Source organism: Psychrobacter sp. W2-37-MNA-CIBAN-0211 (assembly GCF_040309405.1).
Taxonomy (GTDB): Bacteria; Pseudomonadota; Gammaproteobacteria; order Pseudomonadales; family Moraxellaceae; genus Psychrobacter; species Psychrobacter glaciei.
Genome location: NZ_JBEOOU010000001.1, coordinates 379,180 through 403,259 on the forward strand (window position 1 = coordinate 379,180; position 24,080 = coordinate 403,259).

Below are 24,080 nucleotides of genomic sequence, written 5' to 3' on the forward strand. Positions count from 1 at the left end.
TCAATCTACTCATAGATAATTCAATATAGTTGTCATCTAATTCATTATCATCTAATTCACTGTCATCTAACAATCTTGCTATTTAAGGCTTTTGCCCAGTCTCTATAGTCATTCTCACAGCGCTCGCAAAGCTGATTAGGGTCAGATATGTGATTGACGTAGCCGCAATGCATACATGCATAATGCGTTCCTGACTCTATCTCTTTGACGGGTTGATACTGCTTAGGGAAAAGTGGCATACCATAGATGGTTTGATCAGGTGCATATAACAAAATACTAAAATTACCATCTGTCTCTAGCAAGCCAGTACGCACTTGACCCAGATGCTCAACCCCTTGTTGGCGCATTTCAGCAAAAAACTCATCATGGGACATTTTGCCCTTTTTAATTTTATCGAGTACCAACATGCCGTCTTCTACAATGTAGAGCGACTTCCCTTCTAGCAGATCTTCGAAAGGCTGATATTTCATCATAGCCCAAGTGCATAAACGATATAGCAAAATCACAATACTCATGATTAGGACTGCTTGAATAAGCGGCAAGTCCTCATTGAACATTGGGTCACCTGCGATAGAGCCAAGTGATAAAATAATGGTTAGCTCAAAAATAGACAGTTGGCGCACGCCGCGCTTGCCAGTAAAGCGTAAAAACAAAATGATCAGAGCAAACATCACGATGACGCGTATCACAATTTCAGCGGCAAATGCCCACGTGGTGTCATAAATAAAAATACTTGCCCAATCCATATCTTTCTTTCCTTGTCATTTTCAAATCGAGCCTATTTATAAGGTATGTATCATTTTAATTTATAAGTTAGGGTTTTTGGTATTGCACTATACTACTTCCATTCCAATATAAGGCTCAACAATAAATTTTTGCTATAGTCGATCCAAGATATTTTGGATACAAGGAAGGCGAGTAAAAGTGCCATAGATGATAAACTAAGCGCGCTTGACACCATATAAATGTTCAACAAACTCTAGGGCGTGTCCTCATTTCAAAAATGGTGATAAAGATGAGATAAATTGCAGTCAAACGAGGAAAATAGCGCAGATAATATCGGGATATTAACCAGCTATTTAACGATTTTTGACAAAATTTAGCCATTTTTAGCCCGTTTAGATATGATCAATTGAATTGAGGACACGCCCTAGTTAATTAAAACCAATTTAATGATTGTAGGAATTATTTTTGAAAGCCACGTTATACACAATTATTGCCTTAATAGCATTTGCCGCAAACTCTCTTTTTTGTAGAATGGCCTTGGCAGAGGGATACATAGATGCGTGGAGTTTCACCATCATCCGTCTGCTTAGTGGTGCTATCTGTCTGAGTATTATTATGGGTATTTATAGCTATAACCTACGACGCAAAGATTTAACCCTCAACAATCCACAAAATAAAGCTATTTTGAAAGACAAAGGCAGCTGGCTCAGCAGTCTAAGTTTGGTGGTGTATGCGCTTTGCTTTTCGATTGCTTATGTTGAGCTTGATACCGGAACTGGCGCGTTGATTTTATTTTCGGCGGTTCAACTCACCATGATTGGTTGGGGTATTTACAAAAAAGAGCAGTTAAGTGCCTTACAATGGATGGCTTTTATCGTAGCAGTAGCAGGTTTTGTCTATCTTATGCTGCCATCAGCAGCTGTCCCATCCGTATTGGCAGCGACATTGATGGCCATCAGTGGTGTAGCGTGGGGCATCTACTGTATACGCGGCAAAATCTGTGTATCACCGTTACGAGCCACGGGCTTTAACTTTATTAGAAGCCTCGTCGCTATTCCGCTACTACTCATCATTGGTATGGTTTATTTAAAAAACATGCCATTAGCCACTATCAGTATCGAGGGCATCTTATTGGCTTGCGCGTCGGGCGCAATTGCTTCTGGCATGGGCTACAGCGTTTGGTATATGGCAATGCCCTTATTGAAAAGCACTCAGGCGGCAGTAGTACAACTCTGCGTACCAGTATTGGCTGCCATACTTGGTGTGGTATTTTTATCGGAGCAACTGACCCTACCGTTTATCCTAGCAAGTGCGGTCATCTTGGGCGCGGTACTGGTGTTTATCTTAAATAAAAAAGCACCGCAGACCGCGAGTTAATATTATGAGGCATAGTGAGTCCGATATAAAATGACTTACTCTATGTCATACCCATCAAAAACAAGAATGCCAGTAGCATAAGTTACTGGCATTTTTTATGTGTGGTTATGACTATGTAACAGCCAATATACTCATAAATACTCAACTGGTTTTGGCTACCGTGTCTTTAATAATGATATTCTATCTAGGGCGTGTCCTCAGCCTGAACGAAAGCGGCTAAATGAGAACACGCCCTAATAATCGGCTTCATTACTTATTACTAGGGTAGTTCATGAGTGAATCAACCAATAACAACTCATTTTATAAAAGACACACTTGGCTTGTCCCGTTAACTTGCCTGTTGGCTGGTGGCGCCTTGATAGGTATTTCCACCAATCTAGCGAAAGCGGCAGGGCAAATTGGCTTGTCGCCACTCGCCTTTCTTTTTTGGTCGATTACTGGTGCAGCGTTCCTACTATCAGCCGTGGCAATTTTACGACATGATCTGCCGCCGCTAACTGTCCGTAGTTTAGAATACTATTCGGTCGCTGCCCTCGTCAGTGTTGCAGGCTCCAACCTGATTTTATTTTCTGCGATTCCACAAGTTGGTGCAGGTTTTGTCGCTTTAATTATCGCTTTGCCACCATTGCTCACCTATCTTGGCGCGCTATTTATGCGTATGGAGATATTCAATGTCGTTCGCGCTATGGGCGTGGCGGCAGCGCTGAGCGGTGTGGGTGTCTTAGCAATACGCAAGTTTTCGGCTCCCGATGCCAGTATTTTCTGGATTTTACTCGCGCTTTGTGGCCCTGTTTTGCTAGCGATTGGGAATATCTATCGTACCTTGCGTTGGCCAAATGCGGCGTCGCCCAGTTCGCTGGCACCCGGCATGTTAATCGCGGCGGCTATCTTTCTAGGTGTGGTTGGCACCTTGCCGAACTTCTCGCTTGCGGTGCCAACGGGCGCATTACTGCCTATTGGGTTGATTGTGCTACAAGCCTTTATCTTTGCTGGACAATTTTTATTGCTGTTTTTATTGCAAAAAACAGGCGGTCCCGTGCTATTAAGTTTATTAGGCTCAGTAGGTGCGATCGTTGGCGTGCCGGTGGCCATCTTTTTGCAGGGAGAAAGTCCACCAGAGGGTCTGTTTTTAGGGGCTTCCTTAATTGCCCTTGGCATCGTATTGGTCACTTGGGGTGGCGTAAAAATGATAGTAATTCCAGACAATACGCATCAGTAAGGCAGGTCCTCATTTTAAAAATACGGATCATACCAAACCCAAAAAGTACGATTAGCTGTGTCAAACTCGCTTAATCTACAATGCGTAGTACTTATATTCGTTTTCCTTGCTACTCTAATTTTTGTGAATAGTATCACTTCTTGCTATTGCAACTTTATCTGAAAATCATATTTATTGATGACAAAAAAACGCCAGTAACTTAAGCTACTGGCGTTTTTTAGCAGTTTATGCAGGCTTATAAATTATTGATTTACTAGCATAAAACTATAATCGCTTTACTGCACAGAACTTATATTAGACAACGGTCACGTGTAAGCGTGCATCAACATTACCACGCGTGGCATTGGAGTACGGGCACACTTGATGAGCCGTTTCAATCAATGTTTGCGCTTGTGCTTCGTCAATGCCAGACACTTCAACGTATAAATCTATATCTAAGTTATAGCTGCCATCTTGCTTCATACCAATACCAACTTGGGTAGAGGTTTTCGAAGCGGTGATCGGCAGTTTCATTTGTTGTGCTGTCAGGTTCAAGGCACTATCAAAACAGGCCGCGTAGCCCATCGCAAAAAGCTGCTCTGGATTGACACCCTCTTTGTCTTGCTCTTGAAAAGAGACCAAATCAAAGCCTAATGAGCCATCATCTAAGCCTGTATGTCCAGAACGACCACCGGTTGCTGTTGCGCGAGTTTTATAGAAAATTTTCATAATATATTCCTTTTTTGATGTTATTAGAAGTCATGCTTGTTTTGTTTCAATGGAGTTATTATAGGCACTCTCAGCTTAAAGCGTTAGAATAGTCCTCCAAAAATCTTGCCTAATTCTATAAATATATGTACGATTAAGTTATTCATTACATCAAAGACATACTATAAAAAACATCAAACCGAGAAACACCAAGCTTATAAACTTTCAATCAACAAGCCTTTATCTAAGATAACTATGATGCAGCCAACAACGATTGCGCAATTACTTAACATACTGCCCAAGAATCAGACCATCGAGTCTGCTATTCCGGGTTTATTTTTCTACTGTGCAGATAGACCCAATAGAACCGTCAGCTATATTCAAGAGCCTAGTATTTGTATTGTATTGCAAGGTGAGCGAGAGATTTATTTAGGCAATGATTGCCAAAATTTTGATAATAGCAACTTGATGTTTTGCCCCGTAAACATTCCCCTGAGCATGCATGTCAAACATGCCTCAGTAGACAGTCCTGTTATTGTGCTGTCTATGAAGTTAGACCTTGCTATGATTAGAGAAATATTGGCCCAGATACCGCCCGCACGAAATACAGAAGAAAAGCATCTGGGTATAAAATGGCATCTGGATAACACCATACTTGCCGCCTTTGAACGACTCATCAACTTGCTCGATTATCCAAACGATCTCCAATTTTTATCTAAATTAATTCAACAAGAAATCTACTACCGACTACTCTCAGCACAGCAAGGCAATAAATTGCGGCAGCTCGTCGTCAATGGCAGTCATACGCATCGTATCAGCCGAGCAACGGATTGGCTCAAAGCACATTTGAGCGAACCTGTCATCATCGAAGAGCTGGCCAGTAAATGTGGCATGAGTGTCTCAGGGTTTCATCAGCATTTCAAAGAGATCACCCAATTAAGTCCGCTGCAATACCAAAAAAGCCTACGCTTGATGGCAGCGAGGCAGCTTATTCAACGTGGTGAATCACAAATTTCACAAGTCGCCATGCAGGTAGGCTATGAAAGCCCCAGTCAATTTAGCCGTGAATATAAGCGCTTGTTTGGGGTCAGTCCGAGCAGTGAGGTTAATTGATACATCTAATAATCTGGCGCACACGTCATGAAATAACACTCAGACCTTGATGACTTTGGTCTTCTAGGTCAGCGTAGCTTTTGACTTCATTTTATTACTCTGCGTATTCATATCAAGGAGACACTTAGACGTCCCAATCGAATTATTTACGAAATGTTTTAATCCAGAAAATAACAGTTGACTTACCCTATATATTCATAATATAACATATATAATTTATGCATTTAGGGCTATGAAAACACCATTATTCCTAGGTTAATCACAAGCATATTTCGTGAGGAGCTACTATGATTCGTTTCAGTTACACACTCAAATGCTGGACACTAAGTACTGTCTTTTACTCGGTCTTTTACTTTTCCGTATTAATGACAGATCCTGATTTTGGTAAATATAACCATATGTTAGCGCTAAGCACATTGCTCTTCCCGATTTCCAAGCGGGCAATTGACGTATTGAGTGACTCTTTAAGGCTAGATTTCGATATGTTTGATGGATTCTTATCACCCTTACTCATCAATATTACGATATGGCTGCTTACCCCTTTTATCGTCTTTTTAACATTTATTGCTTTTTTGGCTTATAGCATGGGCGTGGTAAAAAGAAATCTGAATCGTCGAAACTAATAGCCAAGATCCCCTAATACCACCTTGGATGCTTTATTCTAAGTATTTCTGAGCAAACAGTATTGGCTTGAATATTAGAGTTCACGTAGGGCGCGCTAAGTTCACTGATAAGAATCAGATCTAATGCAATTAATGCGTAGAACGTACCCTACTCAAACTACGTACAAATTCTACGAACCGTTAGTTGCTTTTGATACTTACCTAAAGGACCGTATTTACCCACAGAACTAATCTTACCAATGACGCAAGTGTCAAAATATTTGTAATAGCCTTTTTGATTTATACTTTTCGAATCTTTTATTAATAACTGCTTTGGATCTGATACATAGTAAGTGATGCCATTAGAAACGAACTCATGAACCTCAAAGCTTCTTTTAAAACTGCCTCGTAACTGCACTTCTTTTTCTACGCTTGTTGGCGCGAATGCCTTCGCATTTTTATTATTACTGGCTTGTGTTTCATCACAGCCCGTACTCATAAACATAGTTGATGCAAATCCTAATATTATCAATCTACCTTTAATCATTATTTTTTATCCTGCTCAAAAATCTACGTCAATGTATTGAATAAAGTCCAAAAAACTCTGGTGCAAAAGAATAATAGCCCTTTAATTTAATCGAATATTATCGACTAAATTAAAGGGCTATACAATACAATGGTCATATGTTGTCAATTAGCAAGCTTTAACACTCAAATCGAGCCTTAACTCACTTTATCCCACATCTTGCTCAGACGCTTCGGTGATACCGCCATACGGGTTTTCATGGGCTGGGCGAACAGTTGAATACGATACTCCTCGACCATCCAGCGGTACTCGCTGATAGACTCATTGTTGGCGCGACCTGCCAGCCGCTCCATGTGCAAGTCCAGCGCATAGACACCATCTAGGTCGGCTTCGATATTGTGCTCAAGGCGCTCAATGCGAACCTCCAGCGCTTCTAGGTAGCGCGGATACTGCTGCCATTGACTGTAATCCATATGATAGACAAAGTTGGCGAGTTGCAAGTCCTGCAACTGATCCTCGATGTCTTCGATAGACTCACCAAAGATCTCTCGATCGAGCATGAGCAAACTCTGACGAATGCGTTGCCAGCGAGTGTAGACGTTTTTGAGAGTTTTTATGACAGCTTGACCAGTCAATAAGAAGTTGCTCAACACAACTTCAAGTGTTTGCCCATACTCCTCTGGCGTGAACGGCAGCTCCTCGCTTAAGCCAACAGCTATATCATCAGCGCTCTCTGGCAAATCTTCACTATGATCAAATAAAATATAGTGCTCTTCCAGAGTGGCATCTAGCGTCGCATCGATAACGATGGTTTTTAAGGCTTCCATGTCGCCAAGGGGCGCAAATGCCAGTTTGAATATCTTATCAATTTGGCTGGTCAGCTGTTTTTTCTTAGCGCCAAGCTTACCTTTGATTAAGGTCAATACCCCAATACGGTGCGCCTGCAATGCGGCATTGACATCGGTATACTGATGGATCGATACCGCCTCACCAGCTTCATCAGTGACCAAAGCAGCAAACTGTTTCATCACCACGCCTGCGCTATGATGATTTTTGCTAAAGGCAAAATGCTCAGGGAATTCGGTATGCGCGCCTTGCTGCTCATTCACAGCCTGTCTGGTCTCAGAGGCGTGACGAATCTGTAGCGTCTGGAGGTCGCGACCTTTTTCTATAACATGATTTTTATCATCGACCACACAGATTTGTGGCTGCAAATAGCGATCAATGGCAGAGGGATTAAAATTGTCTGCTGTAACCGACATAATGCCGCGACGGTTTAAGGCTTGGCAAAGCTGCTTAAGCAAGCCTTGTCCACCAGCGGGTTGCAATTCATCAAACAAACTATCGGCAGTATCGGGAATCGGCACAATTTGACGGCGAATATCTTTTGGCAGTGACTTAAGTAATTGCAAGACCAACTCAAAGCGCCAACCGGGTACGCCCCATAACAGCTCGATAGCATCTAGCTGCGGTAGCGCCACAAGTGGCACGCGAATCGTCACTCCATCGTCATCGCTCGCAGGATCAAAAATATAGCGTAGTGGTAATTTCAAATCACCCAGCTGCCACACTTCTGGAAAGTCACCTGTGGTCGGTGCTTGGCTATTGAGTACGTCATCATCGGTAAAGAAAAGATGCTTGGTATCAGTTTTTTCAACCTCGGCACGCCAATCTTCAAAAGCCTTGCGACTGGCGACATGCTCAGGGATTTTTTTGTCGTAGAACTGGTACAGCGTTTCTTCATCGACCAATAAATCACGACGGCGCAGTTTGTCTTCGATACGCTCAACATGAGCGATTTTGTCCATATTGTGCTGCAAGAATGGCGCTTGGCGACCTAAGTTACCCGTCACCAAACCATCTCGGATAAAGATTTCTCGCGACTCGACAAGGTTGACTTGCTCATAATTGGTCAGCTGCTTACTAATAATAATTAGACCAAATAAACTAATCTGCGCGTAGGCTTTGACACGTCCCGTTTTCTTCGACCAATGCGGCTCAAAGTAGTGATACTTTAATAATTCACCTGCCGCTGAGATAATCCATTCTGGTTCAATTTTGGCAACGGTACGCATAAAGACTTGCGAGGTTTCTACAACTTCAAACGCCATGACCCACGGTGGTATCTGTTTAAATACCGTACTCGCTGGGAAGATTTTGGTTTTTTGCTGGCGCGCCGCTAGATATTCACCACGACTTTCAGTCTTGTGGGCGATGGTAGACAACAGGCCTGTTAATAATGCGCGATGTAAATTGGCATATTTGACCGCTTTGATTTCTTCATCATCAATCGCTGTTGGATCGTTAGTAACGTTTTCTAACGTATCCGTAGTTTTTGCCTCTTTAACATCCGTAAGCTTAAGGTCGGTGACCATTTGCACCAACTGGCGATGAGTCTGACTCCATTCACGCACTCGTGGAAAACTCAGATAGTTTTTCTTGGTAAATTGCTTGCGTTGATTACCAGAGAGCTTGTTGCCATCTTCATCGGTTTCAAACAAGGCTTTCCACAGACTTAGATAAAATAAGAAATCTGAGTCATCTTGGCGAAATTCTGCATGCTTTTGATCCGCTTGTTGACGTTTATTGGCAGGACGCTCGCGCGGATCTTGTACGGCGAGCGCAGCGACCACGATAAGCATTTCACGAATACAGTCAAAATCAGAACCAGCAACCAGCATACGTGCCAGCCTTGGATCAATTGGCATACGTGCCATCTTTTGACCAGTAGGCGTCAAGCTTAAATGATCGAGACCTTTTTTTGCTTTTGGCTTGTTGGTCTGAGAAGAGGCGACAGCTTCGCTTTTAGCCGTAATTGCCCCTAACTCATCGAGTAATTTATGACCGTCAGTAACTAGACGACTATCGGGTGGCTCAATAAACTCAAAATCATCAACGCTACCTAAACGCAGATTGGCCATCTGTAAAATAACTGAAGCTAAGTTAGTACGCAGAATCTCAGGCTCAGTAAACTCAGGGCGACCAGTAAAGTCCTCCTCGCTATAAAGACGAATACAAACACCCGGTGCGACACGACCACAACGACCTTTGCGCTGATTGGCAGCCGCTTGTGAAATCGCCTCAATCGGTAAACGCTGCACGCGTGAACGATATGAATAGCGTGAAATCCGTGCAAAGCCCAGATCGATAACATAGCGAATACCGGGTACGGTTAGCGCTGTTTCAGCCACGTTGGTCGCGATAACGATACGTCTGCCGCGACCGGACGGCTGAAAAATACGCTGCTGCTCTTCATACGTCTGTCGCGCAAACAAAGGCAACACTTCAGTGTGCTTTGGGCCATGACGCTCTAGCACTTCTTGTGTCTCACGAATCTCTGCTTCGGTCGCGGCAAATATCAAGATATCCGCTTGATCAGCATGACCTTTGCTTTGGGCGTCGCTAAAGCATTCCTCTACCGCAGCCACAACCGCCCGTGGCAGATTCTCTTCAAAATCATCGTAGCTGTCATCATCCGAGCTGGTCACCGGCTCATCGGTCAGCGGACGATAGCGAACTTCAACGGGGAAGCTGCGCCCTTCGACATTAAAAATCGGTGCGGGTACGTTACGTTTTAGCTTGTTATCATAACGACTGAAATATTCACTAAAGCGCTTGGTATCGAGCGTTGCAGAAGTGATAATGACTTTTAGATCAGGACGCTTGGGCAATAGTTTTTTCAAATAACCCATAATAAAATCAATGTTTAAGCTACGCTCATGCGCCTCATCAATGATGATGGTGTCGTACTTACTTAAAAATCGGTCATGTCCTAGTTCAGCCAGCAAGATACCATCAGTCATCAGCTTAACGACCGATTGCGCTGTACCCTGCTCATTGAAACGAATCTTAAAGCTAACCGTATTACCTAACTGCTCGCCCAATTCCTCAGCAATACGATTCGACACACTCCGTGCTGCCAATCTCCTTGGCTGTGTATGCCCTATTTGCCCAGTAATACCGCGACCTGCTAACATCGCAAGCTTCGGTAACTGAGTGGTCTTACCCGAGCCTGTCTCACCAGCAATGATAATGACTTGGTTATCAATAATGGCTTGTATTAAATCTTCTGCTCGCTGACTCACTGGCAAATCAAGGTTTAACTTAGCTGGCAAGTCCTGAGGAATACTATTGATACGCGCTTGCACTGCTTGCTGCGAGCGGGTTTTGATTTTGTCGTACTGCGCGCGTTTTTTGGCAAGAATATCTTCTGCTTTATCGTTTTTCTCGTTCGCGTTATTGTTGGATTTCTTATTCTTAACAACAACAGCCCGCGCCAGCTCACGTTCTAAGCGGTTTAAATAATAGCTGTCTTTTGCCAGTACGGGCAGTTCTGCAAAGTTATTTATATCATTTGCTTCAGCTAAACCACCAGCTGCGTTATTTAAACTATCCGAAAAATCATCGCTTGCTAAATCTAGATCATCATTAAAAGTATTAGACATATTTGCTTAGGCTATTTATTGTTTATAAGTGGTTAGATTATGGGGGTAATTTGGGTCAGATTCAAGGTGGTTATAGTGCTTGCTTGACAGCTGATACCTCTATTACCTATTTTCAAAACGCTCAGTCAAAATATTTCTAAGCTCATCCGTCATCGGTCTAAATTTAAAATGCTTTGGCTCCATTTGAGCAATCAAAGCATACTGAGCATTTTCAATCGAGTTATTCTCACAAGAGAAATGACTCATCTCCTGACCAGTGATGGCATTAATAATATAAAAAGAGGTATCGCTATCTTCAAACTGTGTCAGCTCATAATAATTATTCGGATCCCGCATAACGAGATTAGTACCATTAGAAAGAGCCGTATAATAGGCATCCTCAGTAGCTTGCTGCGCCTCTAACTTTAAGGTATTGCCTTGGGTGGCGAAGTAATACTTGAGCATATAACCAATATCACTATTAATCACATCCAAACGTAAATGCTCACCCTCTTGTGTGATGCACTGATAGATCATAAAAGGTTCATAAACCCGTGGTTCAGTAGCGACATTCTCGTCCACTATACTCTCCCACTCCATTCCCATAATAGGCGCATCCAACATGAGGCTTCCATCCTCAATCAACTTATACCCTACTGGTACGTCTTGATCTTCGACCGTAAACTGGAGGTTTAACAACTCATTATTTTCTTTTCGAGCATTGTCAGTGTCGTTACTCAGTACCGCTGTAGTGTCGTCCAATGTGTCTTGTTTATTCTTTTTATCCCAGAGTGTTATAGCCACTAGGACAATAAAAATTCCTATCCCAAGGCCAATACCTGCGATAACCCACTTAACAAATCCTCTTATAAAATTTTTCAAATCTACCAGCCATATTTTATTTTTATGAATAAATTATTTGTAAATTTAATCGTTACTCGTGTAAATAATCTGCTGACTAGTAGCCGCTTGCATAAAGAAGCTCTGCATCTTTTGTAGTGGTACTCTAGGGAAAGGTAGGTGTAGCGAGAGTATTAACTTTTCAAACGCTAGTATCTCATCAACTAACGCGTGCGCGATATCAGGTTGAATCTGCGGATTGTCATACAGATTATCAATTAACCAAGTGAGTTGCGGAAAACTGGCATTATCATGAATCTGATATAGGGCGGGCACTAGCTCATCAGAGATTTGGCAGCGCGTTTTGCGAATTATGCCGTTCTTAAAGTACATATTTAAAGCCATATTATGTCAACTTCCTTAAATTCTTGATACTGAGGTAACCGACGTACTCTTTATCATCATCGGTATTTGCAAGTGCATGACTATCATGAGCAATAGGTTCAATTAAAATCTGTACGTTTGAGATAAGATCATTAACGTTGTAAATATCATCGACATCTACCGCAAATTTATCATCAATATGCGACGCGGCATCGAAAGGTGAATCTTTATCTTTAAAAGTAAACTCTTTATAAAATACACTTTGTTTGGCTTGTTTGATAGCATCGGCTTGAGTGGCAGCAACGATAAGTAGTTTATAATGAAACTCTTCGAAGCTCCCCTGCTGATAGCCGCCTAAATTAATAAAAAACAGTTTTAGACCATTATTGCCATCACTAGTTGCTGATTCAACTAATTTTATCGAGTGATTACCAACCTTAGTAAGAGCGCGATACGAGTCGATGTGCCATTTATTTTTGACTTCAGGCCAATGGTGATTAATACCCTCTATTAGCTCGCTCACCTGATTGGCCACGCCAAAAAACATGTCATGCTGCTCAATCAAACGACCTTTTGGGCGACCACCAAGTTGCACCATAAATAGTGTTGGCATCTTATGCAATCCTTATTAAATATATAAAATCCATCGTTAGTCTACTCAATGTTATCAGCTTGGTCTAAAGGCAGTTTGACCATTCTTATAGTTATAACACCCGCCCTGTCCTTAGCGCAAACGCCCAATCTTCACGACCGTTCATTGCAGCCAATTTGGCCGCAGCTTCATAATCATAAGGCACTTTGATATGCTCAACTTGCCAGCTTGTATCTTGCTTAGTACTTTGTATAGTACCTTGCTCAGCACCAACGCATTTAATAAGTGCGTAACTAGCATGGGGCGAATAGGTTTGCATTTTATGAGCGATAGGCAAATCATCTTCATAGGCTGGATAACCAACGCTACCTGTATTGACTATCGTTTGCCCTGTCGATAGCGTAACGGTACGTGGGATATGAGTATGACCACAGATGATAACGGCGCTCTCAATACCGTTAAGCAGTGCCAGAATATCTGCGTCATCACGTACTATCGGCTGCCCTGTTTCGATATTCTCGAGCATATATACCATGTCATCGGTTGGTGACCCATGGCATAGATATATATCTTCACGGACATGATAATCAAACGGCAAAGCCTGCATCCATTCAATAGCCGCTTTGGGTAAGTCCTCAAGGATAAAAGCCATGGTTGCGTTATCAGCAATATCTGCCGCTGTCGCTTCATAAATCTGTCTATCCTGATTACCTCGAATCGTAATGATATCGTTCTGATGCGCCATTAGAAGCGCATAGGTATCTTTAGGGGCAATCGGTCCGTATAAAATATCACCTAGATTGACAATTTGATTGATATTGCGACGTTTGATATCGGCCAACACAGCTTCAAGCGCGAAGACATTGCTATGAATGTCGGAAATAGCGGCTATTGTCGTTATTTGTTTATTTTTTGGATTATTCATTTATTTGCTCACCAAGCAAAAACTGCTTTACGACTTTGACCGTCGCTACGGGATCCTCTTCGTGTGGTACATGTCCTAAATTATCGAATACCTTTAACTGGCTATTAGCGATATCTCGATGAAACAGTTTGGCATTTTCTACTGGAATTAGGTCATCTTGCGCACCCCATAAGATGAGGGTTGGTAAATCCAATTGTTTGATTTGTGCTTGGTTTGCCGTGTTATCCATCTCCAGCAAGCGGCGGTTTAGCGGCGGTTTAACGCCAGACGGTTGCCTTGACGCAAAGTCAAATCGTAATAACGATCCACCAAAGCCTCATCAACTTTACTGTCGTCCGCATAGACGCTTAAGATACTTTTTTTCACAATATCACGCGGTAGCACACGGCTAAGCAGTGGAGTCAGTATGGGGTATTTCGCCAGTTTAAAACCAATAGGCACCTGCTTTGGTGTTGCAGGGTAGCCAACTGCATCGACCAATATAAGGTTATTAACCCGCTCAGGATACAATGCCGCAGTACGCCACGCGATTTTACCACCCAGCGAGTTTCCTGCTAACGTCACGCGACCCACTTCTAAATGATCAAGCACATCAATGACGAATTTAGCATAATTGGCACTGTCATACTGAGTAGATTCATCGGTATAAGGGCCAGTCAAGCCAAACCCTGGCAGATCCATGCTGATGACACAATAGTCATCACTTAACTCACGCGTCCAGCCCTGCCACGTATGCAAACTTGCTGAAGTGCCATGTAGTAATACAATAGTTTTGGGCTGTTCAAAGGTTTTATCACTATCAAGATCAGATTCTATCTCATTTTTTATGGCATTTTTGCTCGGATAGGCAATGCATCTTGGCGACCTGATCACATGCGCCTGCATCCCTTGCACGTCTATAAACTCACTATTGGGCAGTTGCCAACGCTCTAGGTCGGCGACGCTTTTATCAGCCGCCCAATAAAGTGCGATTAAAGCCACCAATAAAACAAACAGCCCCAAAACAATAAAGACCATGATTTTCGTTAGACGTTTTGCCATTTTTATTAAATCCATTTAATGAGATGACACTAATATGTGATGTTAATCTCGTTCAAACCTGTTATTACTTATAAACAAACAAATATTAAGTATTTTATACAGACATTCAGGCTAATAGTAAATAAAAAACCCGATGCTTGAGAGTAACTCAAACATCGGGTGTCATGGATTTATAGTCAGTTTGTTATAAGACTAAATTAAGAAAAAATACGCCCACAGCCCTACCACAAAGGTGGCGATGATATTAAGAATAATACCCGTCCGTATCATCTCTGACTGCTTGATAAGCCCCGTACCAAATACAATCGCGTTTGGTGGTGTGGCGACGGGAAGCATAAAGGCACAAGAGGCACCAATACCGATGACCAGTACCAACACTTCATGTGGTAAACCCATCTGTTCAGCAATAGCAGCGAATACTGGTACTAATAACGCGGCAGAGGCGGTATTAGAAGCGAACTCTGTCAAGAAGATAATAAATGCCGATACCGCAATCATCACAATAATAAGTGGTGCCGAGGACAGCGCATTGGCGACCGTCTCGCCCAGCACCAACGAGGCACCAGAAACTTTCAAAATTGTTGATAGTGCGATACCACCACCGAACAACATGAGCACACCCCAGTCGGTATTGTCAGAGACTTGTTTCCACGATACGAGCCCTAAGCTCACCACCGCTGCAGCTGCTGACAAAGCAATGACCGCATCGGTATCAGTGATATCGAGTGCCGCACCGATTTTTTTGGAGAATATCCAACTCAGTGCTGTCACGACAAAGACAATAATCGTTACTACACGAGGTTTATTCCATTCAATAGGTTCCTCTTCGACAAGGACGACCGTACGATTAAGATTGGGCTTCAGGAACAAATACATTGCGCCCAGCAATAATGGCAATAGTACTAACATCATTGGAATACCGAACTTCATCCAATCGATAAACGCAATATCAAGCGCTTTTGCCGCGATGGCGTTAGGCGGTGAACCAACAATCGTACCCAAACCACCCAAGCTGGCAGAGTAAGCGATACCCAATAATACAAACACAAACGTACCGCGATCTTTTTCGCGGTCAACCTGCGTTAGGATACCAAGTGCAAGGGGCAGCATCATCGCAGCCGTGGCAGTGTTCGATATCCACATCGATAAAAATGCGGTAACCCCAAAGATCAAAAATACAGCCGTACCAAGCTTGCCACCTGACATAGACAGAATTTTTAGCGCAATTTTTTTGTCCAATTGCTGTACATGCAAGGCGGCAGCCAAAGCAAAACCACCGAAAAACAAGTAAATCGTTGGATTTGCAAAGCTCTGCAAGCCGATTTCGGCATCGAATTCTGGAATACCAATTAGCGCGCCAACCACCACCACTAATAATGCAGTAATGGTCACATGTAGCGCTTCCGTCAGCCATAACACACCGATGAAAAACAGCATAGCCAAGCCTTTATTGGCATTGATATCGAACGGCAATACATTGTAAATAATCATACTGACAATGGCAGCGATGATGACCACTATCAGCCCTTTGCCAGTTCCTTTTGGAAAGGTATCGGTAAACAAATACTCATTGCCATCATCAGGAAGATGGCTGTCTAACTTTTGCTCTGACATAACATATCCTTATTGTCCTCAAAGACGTTATAAAAAACTAAAATATAGAGATGATTTTGAATCGTGACTGTTTTTTAACGATAACTTTTTAAAGATAACCTTTTAAAGATAACGTTATCCTACTGAGAAATTTATGTGGTTGAATGGCAACCCCAATGATATTCCGTTACATATCGTCACTAAACAAGCGCACATCGCATATGTACAACGAGGTAGCGCTATCACATACTTGATGTGTAGAATAAAAATGAAACGCCAATGAATATTTACTATTCAATTCTTCGTTGGCAGTCAATAAAAATAATCAGGAGCATGTTATGACAGACTCAAATAAAACAGACGCAACCACGAAGATGGCACCAACAGATATCAACCAAGATGGTCTCGATAAAAAAGACCAACAGCGTACGGATGATTCTGCCCTAGATATGATGCAAGGTATGCACGAACATGAAGACCATGACTCAGAAGACGATAAATAATTCGGTATAAATAGCTATAAAAAATAGCCTAAAAGCGCTTATCTGATGATAAGCGCTTTTTTAGTTGTGGTGGTCTCTGTTCTGGCAGATGATCTGAGGCATAGTTATAGACGAATGCCGCTGTCAGTACGATAGTGATCGGTACAAACAACGCGCCATAGCCGATCTTGGCATATAAAAACGCGCCCACTACCCCGCCACCGCAAAAGCAATACCAAATAATCGCTTGAAAGCCCAGTGTCGGTTTACTGATCGAGCGTCCTGCCAGCCAATTACCAATAGCCGCACCCATATCTGACGTTAGACCAGTTAAATGGGTGGTACGAATGACAGCGCCGCTATAGGTCGCCACCATCGCATTCTGTAGTCCGCACGCCATTGCAGCCGCCAATTGTCCAAAGTAATCATGTTCTTTATACAGCAGATAGCTGATCAGCAGTAACGCAGCCTCAATATACAGCGCCCGCCCATACCGCCGTCCTAACTTCAATGAGGTTTGCCCAATGACAAAACCGCTCAATATTGCCCCTGCCAAAAATGACAACAACGACGCGCCAATATATAAAATACTGCGGGCATCAAAATGAGCAATAGCAGCAGCAAACAGACTCACGTTACCTGTGACATGCGAGACAGACAAATTGGTAAATCCCATCAACGCTGCCGTATTGAGGCAGCCTGCACTGAATGCCAGTACAGCCCCGCCCCACAGTATCCACCTTGGTAATTTGGTTATCATATCCACCACCTAAAGGCTTGTTACCGAAAAGCCCGTAGTATAACCAAAAAAGACAGCCGGTTGGCTGCCTTCTCTGTTATTACGCTAAGGGTTTATTATAACCAATGGCTCTTATGGCTTTTATAGTTCTCAAGAATTCATAAAACACAATAAATGCCAATTAAGACTTTTTGAATAATTACTGCTGTGGATCATCAAGCATCATGAGCTGCTCACTGATGGCGACAGTATTAAATCCAGCATCAACGAACATAATCTCACCAGTGATACCTGATGCCCAAGGCGATAGTAAAAACAAGGCCGCGTTGCCTACTTCTGTTTGACTGACGTTACGCTGCAGTGGTGCGATTTTTTCGCTGATATCGAGCATCTTGCGGAAAGACTTAATACCGCTGGCAGCAAGTGTGCGAATAGGTCCTGCAGATATAGCATTAACACGTATGCCTTCACCGCCCATAGAGGTCGCTAGATAACGGACACTGGCTTCAAGACTGGCTTTTGCCATACCCATGACATTGTAGTTTGGCAATACTGAAATACTGCCTTCGTAAGTCAATGTCAACATAGAGCCATGGCGCATTGCTAATAATTCACGAGCTTCTTTAGCCAAAGCGACAAAACTGTAGCTCGATATATCATGGGCGATATGACTGCCTTCACGCGTCGTGGCGCTAACAAAATCCCCGTTCAGCTGATCCATCGGCGCAAAACCAATAGCGTGTACCACGCCATCAATACCATCACCCCAATGGGCAGTCACTTGCTCAAAGCAAGCAGCAATAGACTCATCAGAGGCAACATCACACTCCAGTACTAAATCTGCTTCGAATTTTTCAGCCGCCATATCAACGCGTTTTTTAATTTTGTCATTTGGGTACGTCAGAATTAGCGAAGCCCCTTCACGGTGTAACGCTTCTGCGATAGCCCAGGCTATAGAAAGCTTACTTGCGATGCCAGTGACGACGAATCTTTGTCCTTGAAGTAGCATAATATTTCCTTTTTGAATCGATAGAAATTATCTAGAATCGATATTTATTTAGAGTTTTTAAGTGAGAAGTAGCAAGTGATAAAAAATGTAAACCAGAAGATGGCCCATTATACATGAATTGATTTAAGTAAACAGTCGTAAACTGTACTTGAGTGCCGTTATTCAAATACAGTTATATCAAAATATGATGCTGACCCGTAATGATGGTCGGCATATTTTAACAGGCAACATTGATAATAAAACCCATATACCGTTATCTTTTTACTGCTTATTTTCAAAAATTCAGCCATCAAACACAATTGCCATTGTGGTTTCGATGGCACAATCGGCACCCCTCTTGCGATTAAACGCTTAACTGCTCGCCACAGCAGTATGAAGTTAAGCAGATTTCGAGTATAATCACAGCCCTTCCCAGCTTGCATAATTTTTATAAGAATCCTTACATGATAGGATTCAACGTTAAGCTACACCCACATTTTGGATGGCTGCCAAACCTATGAGTAACACTCCCATCATAACCCCAGATTATAAAGAAAGTACCGAATCTTATCGCCAACTGATTGAATCAACTGGCGAAGACTTAGATCGTCCTGGATTGCAAGATACGCCTATTCGGGCGGCAAAGGCCTTTGCTCATTTAACCCAAGGCTATCATCAAAGCTTAGATGAAGTGGTCAATGACGCAGTATTCCCATCGACCAACCGCGAGCTGGTGCTGGTGCAGAACATTGAGTTTTATTCGTTATGTGAGCATCATATGCTTCCTTTTCATGGGGTTGCACATATTGGCTACCTACCGAATGGACAAGTATTAGGACTGTCAAAGTTTGCGCGTATCGTAGATATGTTTGCCCGTCGTTTACAAATTCAAGAAAATTTAAGTGAACAAGTGGCACAGACCATTATGGACGTGACGGGCTGCCGCGGTGTAGCCGTGGTGATGGATGCATCGCATATGTGTATGATGATGCGCGGTGTCAATAAGCAGCATTCAACCACACGAAGCACAGCAATGCTGGGCGAATATGTTCATGATAATCAAGCACGAAATGAGTTTTTGGGTGCTGTACCTAAGCGCCAACCGGCATTTTAAAGTGGTATTTTAGAATATTAAACATAAAAAAAGGACACTTATCAAGTGTCCTTTTTTATGCAATCTAGATATTTTTAAAACAAAAATACTGTTAGCGCGTATTAAACCAGCCTTAGCTAACTGGTTTTACATCATCTACCCAGTTGCCATAACCAGCGGCTTCCATCTCGGCTAGTGGAATAAAGCGCATTGCCGCTGAGTTCATGCAATAGCGTTTGCCCGTTGGGGCTGGACCATCGTCAAATACATGACCCACGTGCGAGTCAGCGTAGCGACTGCGAATTTCGGTACGGGTTGAAAAAATACCACGGTCTTCTTTTTCGACGACCACGTCAGCGCTCAACGGACGGATAAAACTAGGCCAGCCTGTGCCAGACTTAAACTGATCACGAGAAGAATACAGTGGCTCGCCCGATATCGCATCGACGTATAGCCCTGGTGCTTTATTGTCCCAATATTCGTTATCAAATGCGCGCTCAGTACCCTCTTTTTGAGTGACTTTGTACTGAATGTCACTGAGCGAGTTTTTCAGCGTTTCCTGTGTTGGCTTCACAAATGTCTTTGGATTGAAGCCAACACTTGCTTTAGTGGTTGATGACTTATTTGATGTTAGTTGCTGTACGCTACTAGCAGTGGGTTTGAACTGGTTAAAATCTAGCTCATAATCTTTGCCATAGACGCTTTCGATAAACTGGTATCGACCAGAATTAAAAGTATAAGCCTTATAGCGTAGCGGATTCTTTTTGTAATAGTCCTGATGATACTCTTCTGCCGGATAAAAGGTACTGGCAGGAACAATCTCAATCACTACTGGTTTTTCATATACACCAGAGTCTTGCAATGATTGCTTGGCAGCTTCTGCTATCTGCTTTTCTTGGGCATTATTATAGAAAATAGCGGGGCGATATTGTGTGCCTCGATCCACATATTGACCTTTATTATCAGTTGGATCAGCGATTCTCCATAGCGCCTGTACTATACCGTTATAAGTAATCTTCTTAGGATCATAGTATACTTGCGCCGCTTCCGTATGACCTGTACCACCTGCTGATACCTCTTTATAGGTTGGATTTTCAGCACTGCCACCTGTATAGCCAGACACTACTTCTACCACACCAGGTATTTTCTCATAGCCTGCTTCCACACACCAAAAACACCCACCAGCAACCGTAGCCACTGCCAATCCTGGGGTTGTCGGTGCATAAGGGTTAGCAGCAGTAGTGTCTTTCACAGTGGGGCTGGTTTCGGTCGAGGCACAGCCTGCATAAAAAACACTGCTCGCCATGATCACTAACCCAATGACTTTAGACGGTAATATACGATTCATAACTATCTCCTAAAAGGATTTTATTTAACTATCATAACCTCTAGGTCTCACCAAAGTATTCCTATATTGTTATATATATATGTACAGCACGTCCAATTATTTTGCATAAAAAAGTCTACTACCTTATGGTAATAGACTTTTTTAATTTATCAGTCGATGATTATAAGCAGACTACAATAGTCTATGCTGCTTTATCGCTACTTTTATTTTCACCAGAACGACCTTCACTGGCTTGCATAATCTTGGTCAAGATTTCCTTGATACCAGACGCTGGCATATAAGTCGGAACTGCATAAGTATCGCTGACTTCTTTTGCAGCAGCTTTAGCAATACTGTCAAAATCACTGGTTTTCATGCCTTTAACCGTTGGATCAATGCTTAAACTTTTGATCAACTCTCGTACTTGGGCGATTAAGTTATCTGCTATCGCACCGTTGCCACTGCTGGCTTGACCATGTTTGACCATGCCTGTCTTCTTTGCCAATTCTGCCAGTCGTTTTTCACTCGCTTTACGATTTAGGTCCAGCACATAAGGCAAAACGATGGCATTCGCGCGACCATGAGGAATACTATAATATGCCCCTAACTGGTGAGCAATAGCATGAACATAACCTAGGCCTGCTTTGTTAAAGGCAATACCACCGTAGTGAGCTGCGATACCCATCTCTTCTCGTGCCTTTAGATCGCCACCATCTTTATAGGCCATTGGTAGATACTGCATGACTGATTTGACAGCTGAGGCCGCATAGTAATCCGTTTCTACACTTGCGTTTACGCTCATCCACGCTTCGAGCGCGTGTGTCAATACATCGATACCAGTATCCGCTGTGATGTGCGCGGGCATACCTTTCATAATAACTGGGTCTATAGCTGCAGCTAATGGCACCATTCTTGGGTCGATAGACAAGGCTTTTTGATGGGTTTTATCGTCTGATACCACTGCACCAAGCGTTGCCTCTGAGCCTGTACCCGCGGTAGTAGGAATGCAATACAATGGCATAGAAGGTTTTCTTGCTTTGAGAATACCGATAAGTTGTCTAGGTTTACAGTTATTACCCTGCGACATCGCAATCATCTTAGCCGCGTCAATGACTGAACCGCCACCGATGGCGAGTATCGAGTCACACTTAGCATCAACTGATTTGCGTAGTCCTTCTTCGACGACCTTAAAAGTAGGGTCTGGCGTGATACCATCATAGAGCTGGTAGCTGATGTTTTTACTATCTAAATAATCGGTGACTTTGGCAGGTATACCAAGTTTATTTAACACTGCATCAGTGACGATAAATACATTAGTACTGCCTTCGTTAATGAGCATATCACATATCTCATCACAGGCAGTCTCACCGACGAATAGCATCGGTCTTCTTATCGGTATCACATAAGAAAAGGCCTTTAGCACTTTGGCGCGCGTTTTGGCAACCGCCAAGTAACCAGCGTGCTGTAATGGATTGTTATTTACTAATTTAGAAAGACTGCTTTGCTTTTTACTGGGCATAAAAAATCCTTTTTTAATAATGCTTTAATGGCAATGATGACCATTTTGATCCGCTAACGATAAGCGATGCCAAAACAGGTAAATATATGGGTCACGAAAATATATCGATAGAGCAAACGAGTGTCTAAACTTATTGTACCACTGCATTTTTTAGGATGTCGCTATTATTATGAACTGGTATGTTCTGATTTTTGAGCCGTTTTTAGTTCCTGTTAAGTGGTACTCGCTTTTAATAACTGCTGAGCATATGGATGCTGTGGGTTATTAAATATACTTTCGGTGTGACCATACTCCACGCATGTGCCTTCTTTTAATACCATAATGTGCTGACACAGTGCGCGTACTACTTTTAAATCATGACTGATAAAAACATAGCTGATTTGCAGCTTTTCTTGGATTTCACGTAATAAGCTGACCACTGTTACCTGCGTGGTACTGTCCAGCGCCGAGGTAGGCTCATCCAATATGAGCAGGCTCGGCTTCATAATCAATGCGCGCGCCAATGCAACGCGTTGACGTTGTCCACCTGACAGCTCATGCGGGTAACGCTGCACAAAATCCGCCGGCAAATGCACAGTAGCCAGACTCTCCATGACCGCCTGCTGGCGCGCGACCTTGTCCACGCCTTGTACCAATAGCCCTTCTTCAATAATTTGCATAACTGTCATGCGTGGATTGATACTGGCAAATGGGTCTTGAAACACCATCTGAATCTGTGAGCGGAACTTACGCAGCTCGCTCTTGGACAATGCTGAGAGGTCTTGCCCATTGACGACTATCTGCCCATCCACACGTGCTTGGTTGCTCAGTAATTGACTGAGTGCGAGTGCGATGGTGGTTTTGCCAGAGCCAGACTCACCGACGATGCCCAGCGCCTGTCCTTTTTGTAACGTCATATCGACATTTTTTACCGCATCGAACCAGCGTTTTGTACCACCGAATAGGCTTTTTTCAATCGGGAACTGTACTTTCAGATTCTTCACTTCTAGTACGCTTGATTGCTTATCTGCATTATCATCGACTAAAGTTAAGGCTTGACCAAAGTCTTGCTGAATAAGCGTACGCGTATATTCCGCTTTAGGCTGACTAAATACCGCTGATGTTTGCCCCTGTTCAATCGTTTGGCCTTGGCGCATGACGACGACTTCATCACTGTAACGCCTGACTAAATTAAGATCATGACTGATTAATATCATTGCCATATCATGCTGGCGCTTAAGATCATCTAATAGTGCTAAAATCTCGTGCTGCAAAGTGACATCAAGCGCTGTAGTCGGCTCATCGGCAATTAAGATATCAGGCTGCTGAGCTAATGCCATGGCAATCATTACTCGCTGACGCTGACCACCTGATAGCTCATGTGGATAACGGTTCAACTTGTCAGCAGGATCGGTGATATTGACATCATCTAGCAAAGCGATGCTGGTTGCTCGCCATTGCTTTTTTGGTACGCCGCTTAGACGCAGTGATTCGGCGATCTGTTTGGCGACCGTATGTAATGGATTCAATGCGGTCATCGGTTCTTGAAAGACCATGCCAATACGCTGTCCACGAATAGGTCGTAGTGCAGCATTACGCCCTTTGTCATTGGCTACCGGTAATGTAGACATGCCTGCTGTGCCTGCCAGCTGAACCGCACCCGTGATGGTTAAATTATCTGGTAGCAGACCTAATAGCGCAAGACTGGCAATCGATTTGCCAGATCCCGACTCACCAACGATGGCCAAGGTTTGCCCTTGCCGCAGCTCATAAGATAACTCGTCGACCAGTTGGACGCCTGTAGCCGTCCTGATACTTAGCTTATCTACTGTCAACATGAGCTTATCTTGTACACGGTCGAGCTTTTCATTCGACGTGCTATTTTTTTTATTAATCATGGTCAT

At 43.0% G+C, this 24,080-nt stretch carries 22 protein-coding genes; 6 read left to right on the forward strand and 16 right to left on the reverse strand.

Features of this window, described 5'->3' with window-relative positions; translation table 11 throughout:
- Positions 1–62: 62 nt before the first annotated feature.
- The gene (locus AAEY72_RS01595; RefSeq protein WP_352309202.1) at positions 63–746 is read right to left on the reverse strand and encodes a DUF421 domain-containing protein; all 684 of its coding nucleotides are present in this window, start codon (positions 744–746) and stop codon (positions 63–65) included.
- A gap of 445 nt (positions 747–1,191) precedes the next feature.
- Between AAEY72_RS01595 and AAEY72_RS01600 the strand changes: the two genes are divergently transcribed.
- Together AAEY72_RS01600 and AAEY72_RS01605 are read left to right on the forward strand one after the other, a co-directional pair.
- Positions 1,192–2,103 carry a DMT family transporter gene (locus AAEY72_RS01600; RefSeq protein ID WP_352309203.1) on the forward strand — a complete coding sequence of 304 codons (912 nt, stop codon included), beginning with the start codon at positions 1,192–1,194 and terminating at the stop codon, positions 2,101–2,103.
- 271 nt (positions 2,104–2,374) lie between these two features.
- Positions 2,375–3,322, forward strand: a complete 948-nt coding sequence (locus AAEY72_RS01605; RefSeq protein ID WP_352309204.1) for a DMT family transporter — start codon at positions 2,375–2,377, stop codon at positions 3,320–3,322.
- 294 nt (positions 3,323–3,616) lie between these two features.
- Here the strand turns inward: AAEY72_RS01605 and AAEY72_RS01610 are convergent, their stop codons facing one another.
- Positions 3,617–4,030, reverse strand: a complete 414-nt coding sequence (locus tag AAEY72_RS01610; protein ID WP_194618576.1) for an organic hydroperoxide resistance protein — start codon at positions 4,028–4,030, stop codon at positions 3,617–3,619.
- A gap of 234 nt (positions 4,031–4,264) precedes the next feature.
- Between AAEY72_RS01610 and AAEY72_RS01615 the strand changes: the two genes are divergently transcribed.
- Positions 4,265–5,122 carry an AraC family transcriptional regulator gene (locus AAEY72_RS01615; RefSeq protein WP_352309205.1) on the forward strand — a complete coding sequence of 286 codons (858 nt, stop codon included), beginning with the start codon at positions 4,265–4,267 and terminating at the stop codon, positions 5,120–5,122.
- Between the two features lie 287 nt (positions 5,123–5,409).
- Positions 5,410–5,745 carry a hypothetical protein gene (locus tag AAEY72_RS01620; protein WP_189581866.1) on the forward strand — a complete coding sequence of 112 codons (336 nt, stop codon included), beginning with the start codon at positions 5,410–5,412 and terminating at the stop codon, positions 5,743–5,745.
- Between the two features lie 157 nt (positions 5,746–5,902).
- Here AAEY72_RS01620 and AAEY72_RS01625 read toward each other — a convergent pair whose 3' ends face one another.
- The 9 genes from AAEY72_RS01625 to AAEY72_RS01665 all read right to left on the reverse strand — a co-directional run bounded on the left by AAEY72_RS01625 (position 5,903) and on the right by AAEY72_RS01665 (position 16,070).
- A complete protein-coding gene (locus AAEY72_RS01625) occupies positions 5,903–6,229 on the reverse strand; it encodes a hypothetical protein (protein ID WP_352309206.1) in 327 nt (108 codons plus the stop codon).
- A gap of 218 nt (positions 6,230–6,447) precedes the next feature.
- The gene (hrpA, locus tag AAEY72_RS01630; protein ID WP_352309375.1) at positions 6,448–10,599 is read right to left on the reverse strand and encodes an ATP-dependent RNA helicase HrpA; all 4,152 of its coding nucleotides are present in this window, start codon (positions 10,597–10,599) and stop codon (positions 6,448–6,450) included.
- Between the two features lie 198 nt (positions 10,600–10,797).
- Complete coding sequence (locus AAEY72_RS01635; RefSeq protein WP_352309207.1) at positions 10,798–11,478, reverse strand: hypothetical protein; 681 nt, start codon at positions 11,476–11,478, stop codon at positions 10,798–10,800.
- 123 nt (positions 11,479–11,601) lie between these two features.
- The gene (locus tag AAEY72_RS01640) at positions 11,602–11,919 is read right to left on the reverse strand and encodes a hypothetical protein (RefSeq protein ID WP_352309208.1); all 318 of its coding nucleotides are present in this window, start codon (positions 11,917–11,919) and stop codon (positions 11,602–11,604) included.
- A 1-nt stretch (position 11,920) separates the two neighbouring features.
- A complete protein-coding gene (locus AAEY72_RS01645; protein WP_352309209.1) occupies positions 11,921–12,511 on the reverse strand; it encodes a DUF1543 domain-containing protein in 591 nt (196 codons plus the stop codon).
- 91 nt (positions 12,512–12,602) lie between these two features.
- A complete protein-coding gene (locus AAEY72_RS01650) occupies positions 12,603–13,415 on the reverse strand; it encodes a metallophosphoesterase family protein (protein ID WP_352309210.1) in 813 nt (270 codons plus the stop codon).
- A complete protein-coding gene (locus tag AAEY72_RS01655) occupies positions 13,408–13,644 on the reverse strand; it encodes an alpha/beta fold hydrolase (RefSeq protein ID WP_352309211.1) in 237 nt (78 codons plus the stop codon). The genes AAEY72_RS01650 and AAEY72_RS01655 overlap by 8 nt, the downstream gene beginning before the upstream one ends.
- A 17-nt stretch (positions 13,645–13,661) precedes the next feature.
- Positions 13,662–14,456, reverse strand: a complete 795-nt coding sequence (locus AAEY72_RS01660; protein WP_352309212.1) for an alpha/beta fold hydrolase — start codon at positions 14,454–14,456, stop codon at positions 13,662–13,664.
- 192 nt (positions 14,457–14,648) lie between these two features.
- On the reverse strand, positions 14,649–16,070 hold the full coding sequence (locus AAEY72_RS01665) for an SLC13 family permease (protein WP_352309213.1): 1,422 nt from the start codon (positions 16,068–16,070) through the stop codon (positions 14,649–14,651).
- 317 nt (positions 16,071–16,387) lie between these two features.
- Here AAEY72_RS01665 and AAEY72_RS01670 point away from each other — a divergent pair, with 317 nt between their 5' ends.
- Positions 16,388–16,552 carry a hypothetical protein gene (locus AAEY72_RS01670; RefSeq protein WP_189581845.1) on the forward strand — a complete coding sequence of 55 codons (165 nt, stop codon included), beginning with the start codon at positions 16,388–16,390 and terminating at the stop codon, positions 16,550–16,552.
- 28 nt (positions 16,553–16,580) lie between these two features.
- On the opposite strand, the gene AAEY72_RS01675 is transcribed toward AAEY72_RS01670, so the two are convergent.
- Both AAEY72_RS01675 and AAEY72_RS01680 read right to left on the reverse strand, forming a co-directional pair.
- Positions 16,581–17,291, reverse strand: coding sequence for a YoaK family protein (locus AAEY72_RS01675; protein ID WP_210539465.1), 711 nt, complete (start codon positions 17,289–17,291; stop codon positions 16,581–16,583).
- A gap of 178 nt (positions 17,292–17,469) precedes the next feature.
- Positions 17,470–18,279 carry an enoyl-ACP reductase FabI gene (locus AAEY72_RS01680; RefSeq protein ID WP_352309214.1) on the reverse strand — a complete coding sequence of 270 codons (810 nt, stop codon included), beginning with the start codon at positions 18,277–18,279 and terminating at the stop codon, positions 17,470–17,472.
- Positions 18,280–18,775: 496 nt separating this feature from the next.
- Here AAEY72_RS01680 and folE point away from each other — a divergent pair, with 496 nt between their 5' ends.
- Positions 18,776–19,372 (forward strand): GTP cyclohydrolase I FolE, encoded by a 597-nt coding sequence (gene folE, locus AAEY72_RS01685; RefSeq protein ID WP_010196233.1) that lies wholly within the window; start codon positions 18,776–18,778, stop codon positions 19,370–19,372.
- 112 nt (positions 19,373–19,484) lie between these two features.
- Here the strand turns inward: folE and msrA are convergent, their stop codons facing one another.
- From msrA to AAEY72_RS01700, 3 genes are all read right to left on the reverse strand, one after another.
- Positions 19,485–20,699 (reverse strand): peptide-methionine (S)-S-oxide reductase MsrA, encoded by a 1,215-nt coding sequence (gene msrA / locus AAEY72_RS01690; RefSeq protein ID WP_352309215.1) that lies wholly within the window; start codon positions 20,697–20,699, stop codon positions 19,485–19,487.
- 181 nt (positions 20,700–20,880) lie between these two features.
- Positions 20,881–22,197 (reverse strand): iron-containing alcohol dehydrogenase, encoded by a 1,317-nt coding sequence (locus AAEY72_RS01695; RefSeq protein WP_352309216.1) that lies wholly within the window; start codon positions 22,195–22,197, stop codon positions 20,881–20,883.
- Positions 22,198–22,409: 212 nt separating this feature from the next.
- Positions 22,410–24,074 carry an ABC transporter ATP-binding protein gene (locus AAEY72_RS01700; RefSeq protein WP_352309376.1) on the reverse strand — a complete coding sequence of 555 codons (1,665 nt, stop codon included), beginning with the start codon at positions 24,072–24,074 and terminating at the stop codon, positions 22,410–22,412.
- Positions 24,075–24,080: the final 6 nt, after the last annotated feature.

What these genes read in the sequence shown, in the direction of transcription:
- AAEY72_RS01595 (WP_352309202.1), bottom strand. Translation starts at nt 746, where the DNA reads ATGGATTGGGCAAGTATTTTTATTTATGACACCACGTGGGCATTTGCC.
- AAEY72_RS01605 (WP_352309204.1), top strand. Translation starts at nt 2,375, where the DNA reads ATGAGTGAATCAACCAATAACAACTCATTTTATAAAAGACACACTTGG.
- AAEY72_RS01610 (WP_194618576.1), bottom strand. Translation starts at nt 4,030, where the DNA reads ATGAAAATTTTCTATAAAACTCGCGCAACAGCAACCGGTGGTCGTTCT.
- AAEY72_RS01615 (WP_352309205.1), top strand. Translation starts at nt 4,265, where the DNA reads ATGATGCAGCCAACAACGATTGCGCAATTACTTAACATACTGCCCAAG.
- AAEY72_RS01620 (WP_189581866.1), top strand. Translation starts at nt 5,410, where the DNA reads ATGATTCGTTTCAGTTACACACTCAAATGCTGGACACTAAGTACTGTC.
- AAEY72_RS01625 (WP_352309206.1), bottom strand. Translation starts at nt 6,229, where the DNA reads ATGTTTATGAGTACGGGCTGTGATGAAACACAAGCCAGTAATAATAAA.
- AAEY72_RS01640 (WP_352309208.1), bottom strand. Translation starts at nt 11,919, where the DNA reads ATGGCTTTAAATATGTACTTTAAGAACGGCATAATTCGCAAAACGCGC.
- AAEY72_RS01645 (WP_352309209.1), bottom strand. Translation starts at nt 12,511, where the DNA reads ATGCCAACACTATTTATGGTGCAACTTGGTGGTCGCCCAAAAGGTCGT.
- AAEY72_RS01650 (WP_352309210.1), bottom strand. Translation starts at nt 13,415, where the DNA reads ATGAATAATCCAAAAAATAAACAAATAACGACAATAGCCGCTATTTCC.
- AAEY72_RS01655 (WP_352309211.1), bottom strand. Translation starts at nt 13,644, where the DNA reads ATGGATAACACGGCAAACCAAGCACAAATCAAACAATTGGATTTACCA.
- AAEY72_RS01660 (WP_352309212.1), bottom strand. Translation starts at nt 14,456, where the DNA reads ATGGCAAAACGTCTAACGAAAATCATGGTCTTTATTGTTTTGGGGCTG.
- AAEY72_RS01665 (WP_352309213.1), bottom strand. Translation starts at nt 16,070, where the DNA reads ATGTCAGAGCAAAAGTTAGACAGCCATCTTCCTGATGATGGCAATGAG.
- AAEY72_RS01670 (WP_189581845.1), top strand. Translation starts at nt 16,388, where the DNA reads ATGACAGACTCAAATAAAACAGACGCAACCACGAAGATGGCACCAACA.
- AAEY72_RS01675 (WP_210539465.1), bottom strand. Translation starts at nt 17,291, where the DNA reads ATGATAACCAAATTACCAAGGTGGATACTGTGGGGCGGGGCTGTACTG.
- AAEY72_RS01680 (WP_352309214.1), bottom strand. Translation starts at nt 18,279, where the DNA reads ATGCTACTTCAAGGACAAAGATTCGTCGTCACTGGCATCGCAAGTAAG.
- folE (WP_010196233.1), top strand. Translation starts at nt 18,776, where the DNA reads ATGAGTAACACTCCCATCATAACCCCAGATTATAAAGAAAGTACCGAA.
- msrA (WP_352309215.1), bottom strand. Translation starts at nt 20,699, where the DNA reads ATGAATCGTATATTACCGTCTAAAGTCATTGGGTTAGTGATCATGGCG.
- AAEY72_RS01695 (WP_352309216.1), bottom strand. Translation starts at nt 22,197, where the DNA reads ATGCCCAGTAAAAAGCAAAGCAGTCTTTCTAAATTAGTAAATAACAAT.
- AAEY72_RS01700 (WP_352309376.1), bottom strand. Translation starts at nt 24,074, where the DNA reads ATGATTAATAAAAAAAATAGCACGTCGAATGAAAAGCTCGACCGTGTA.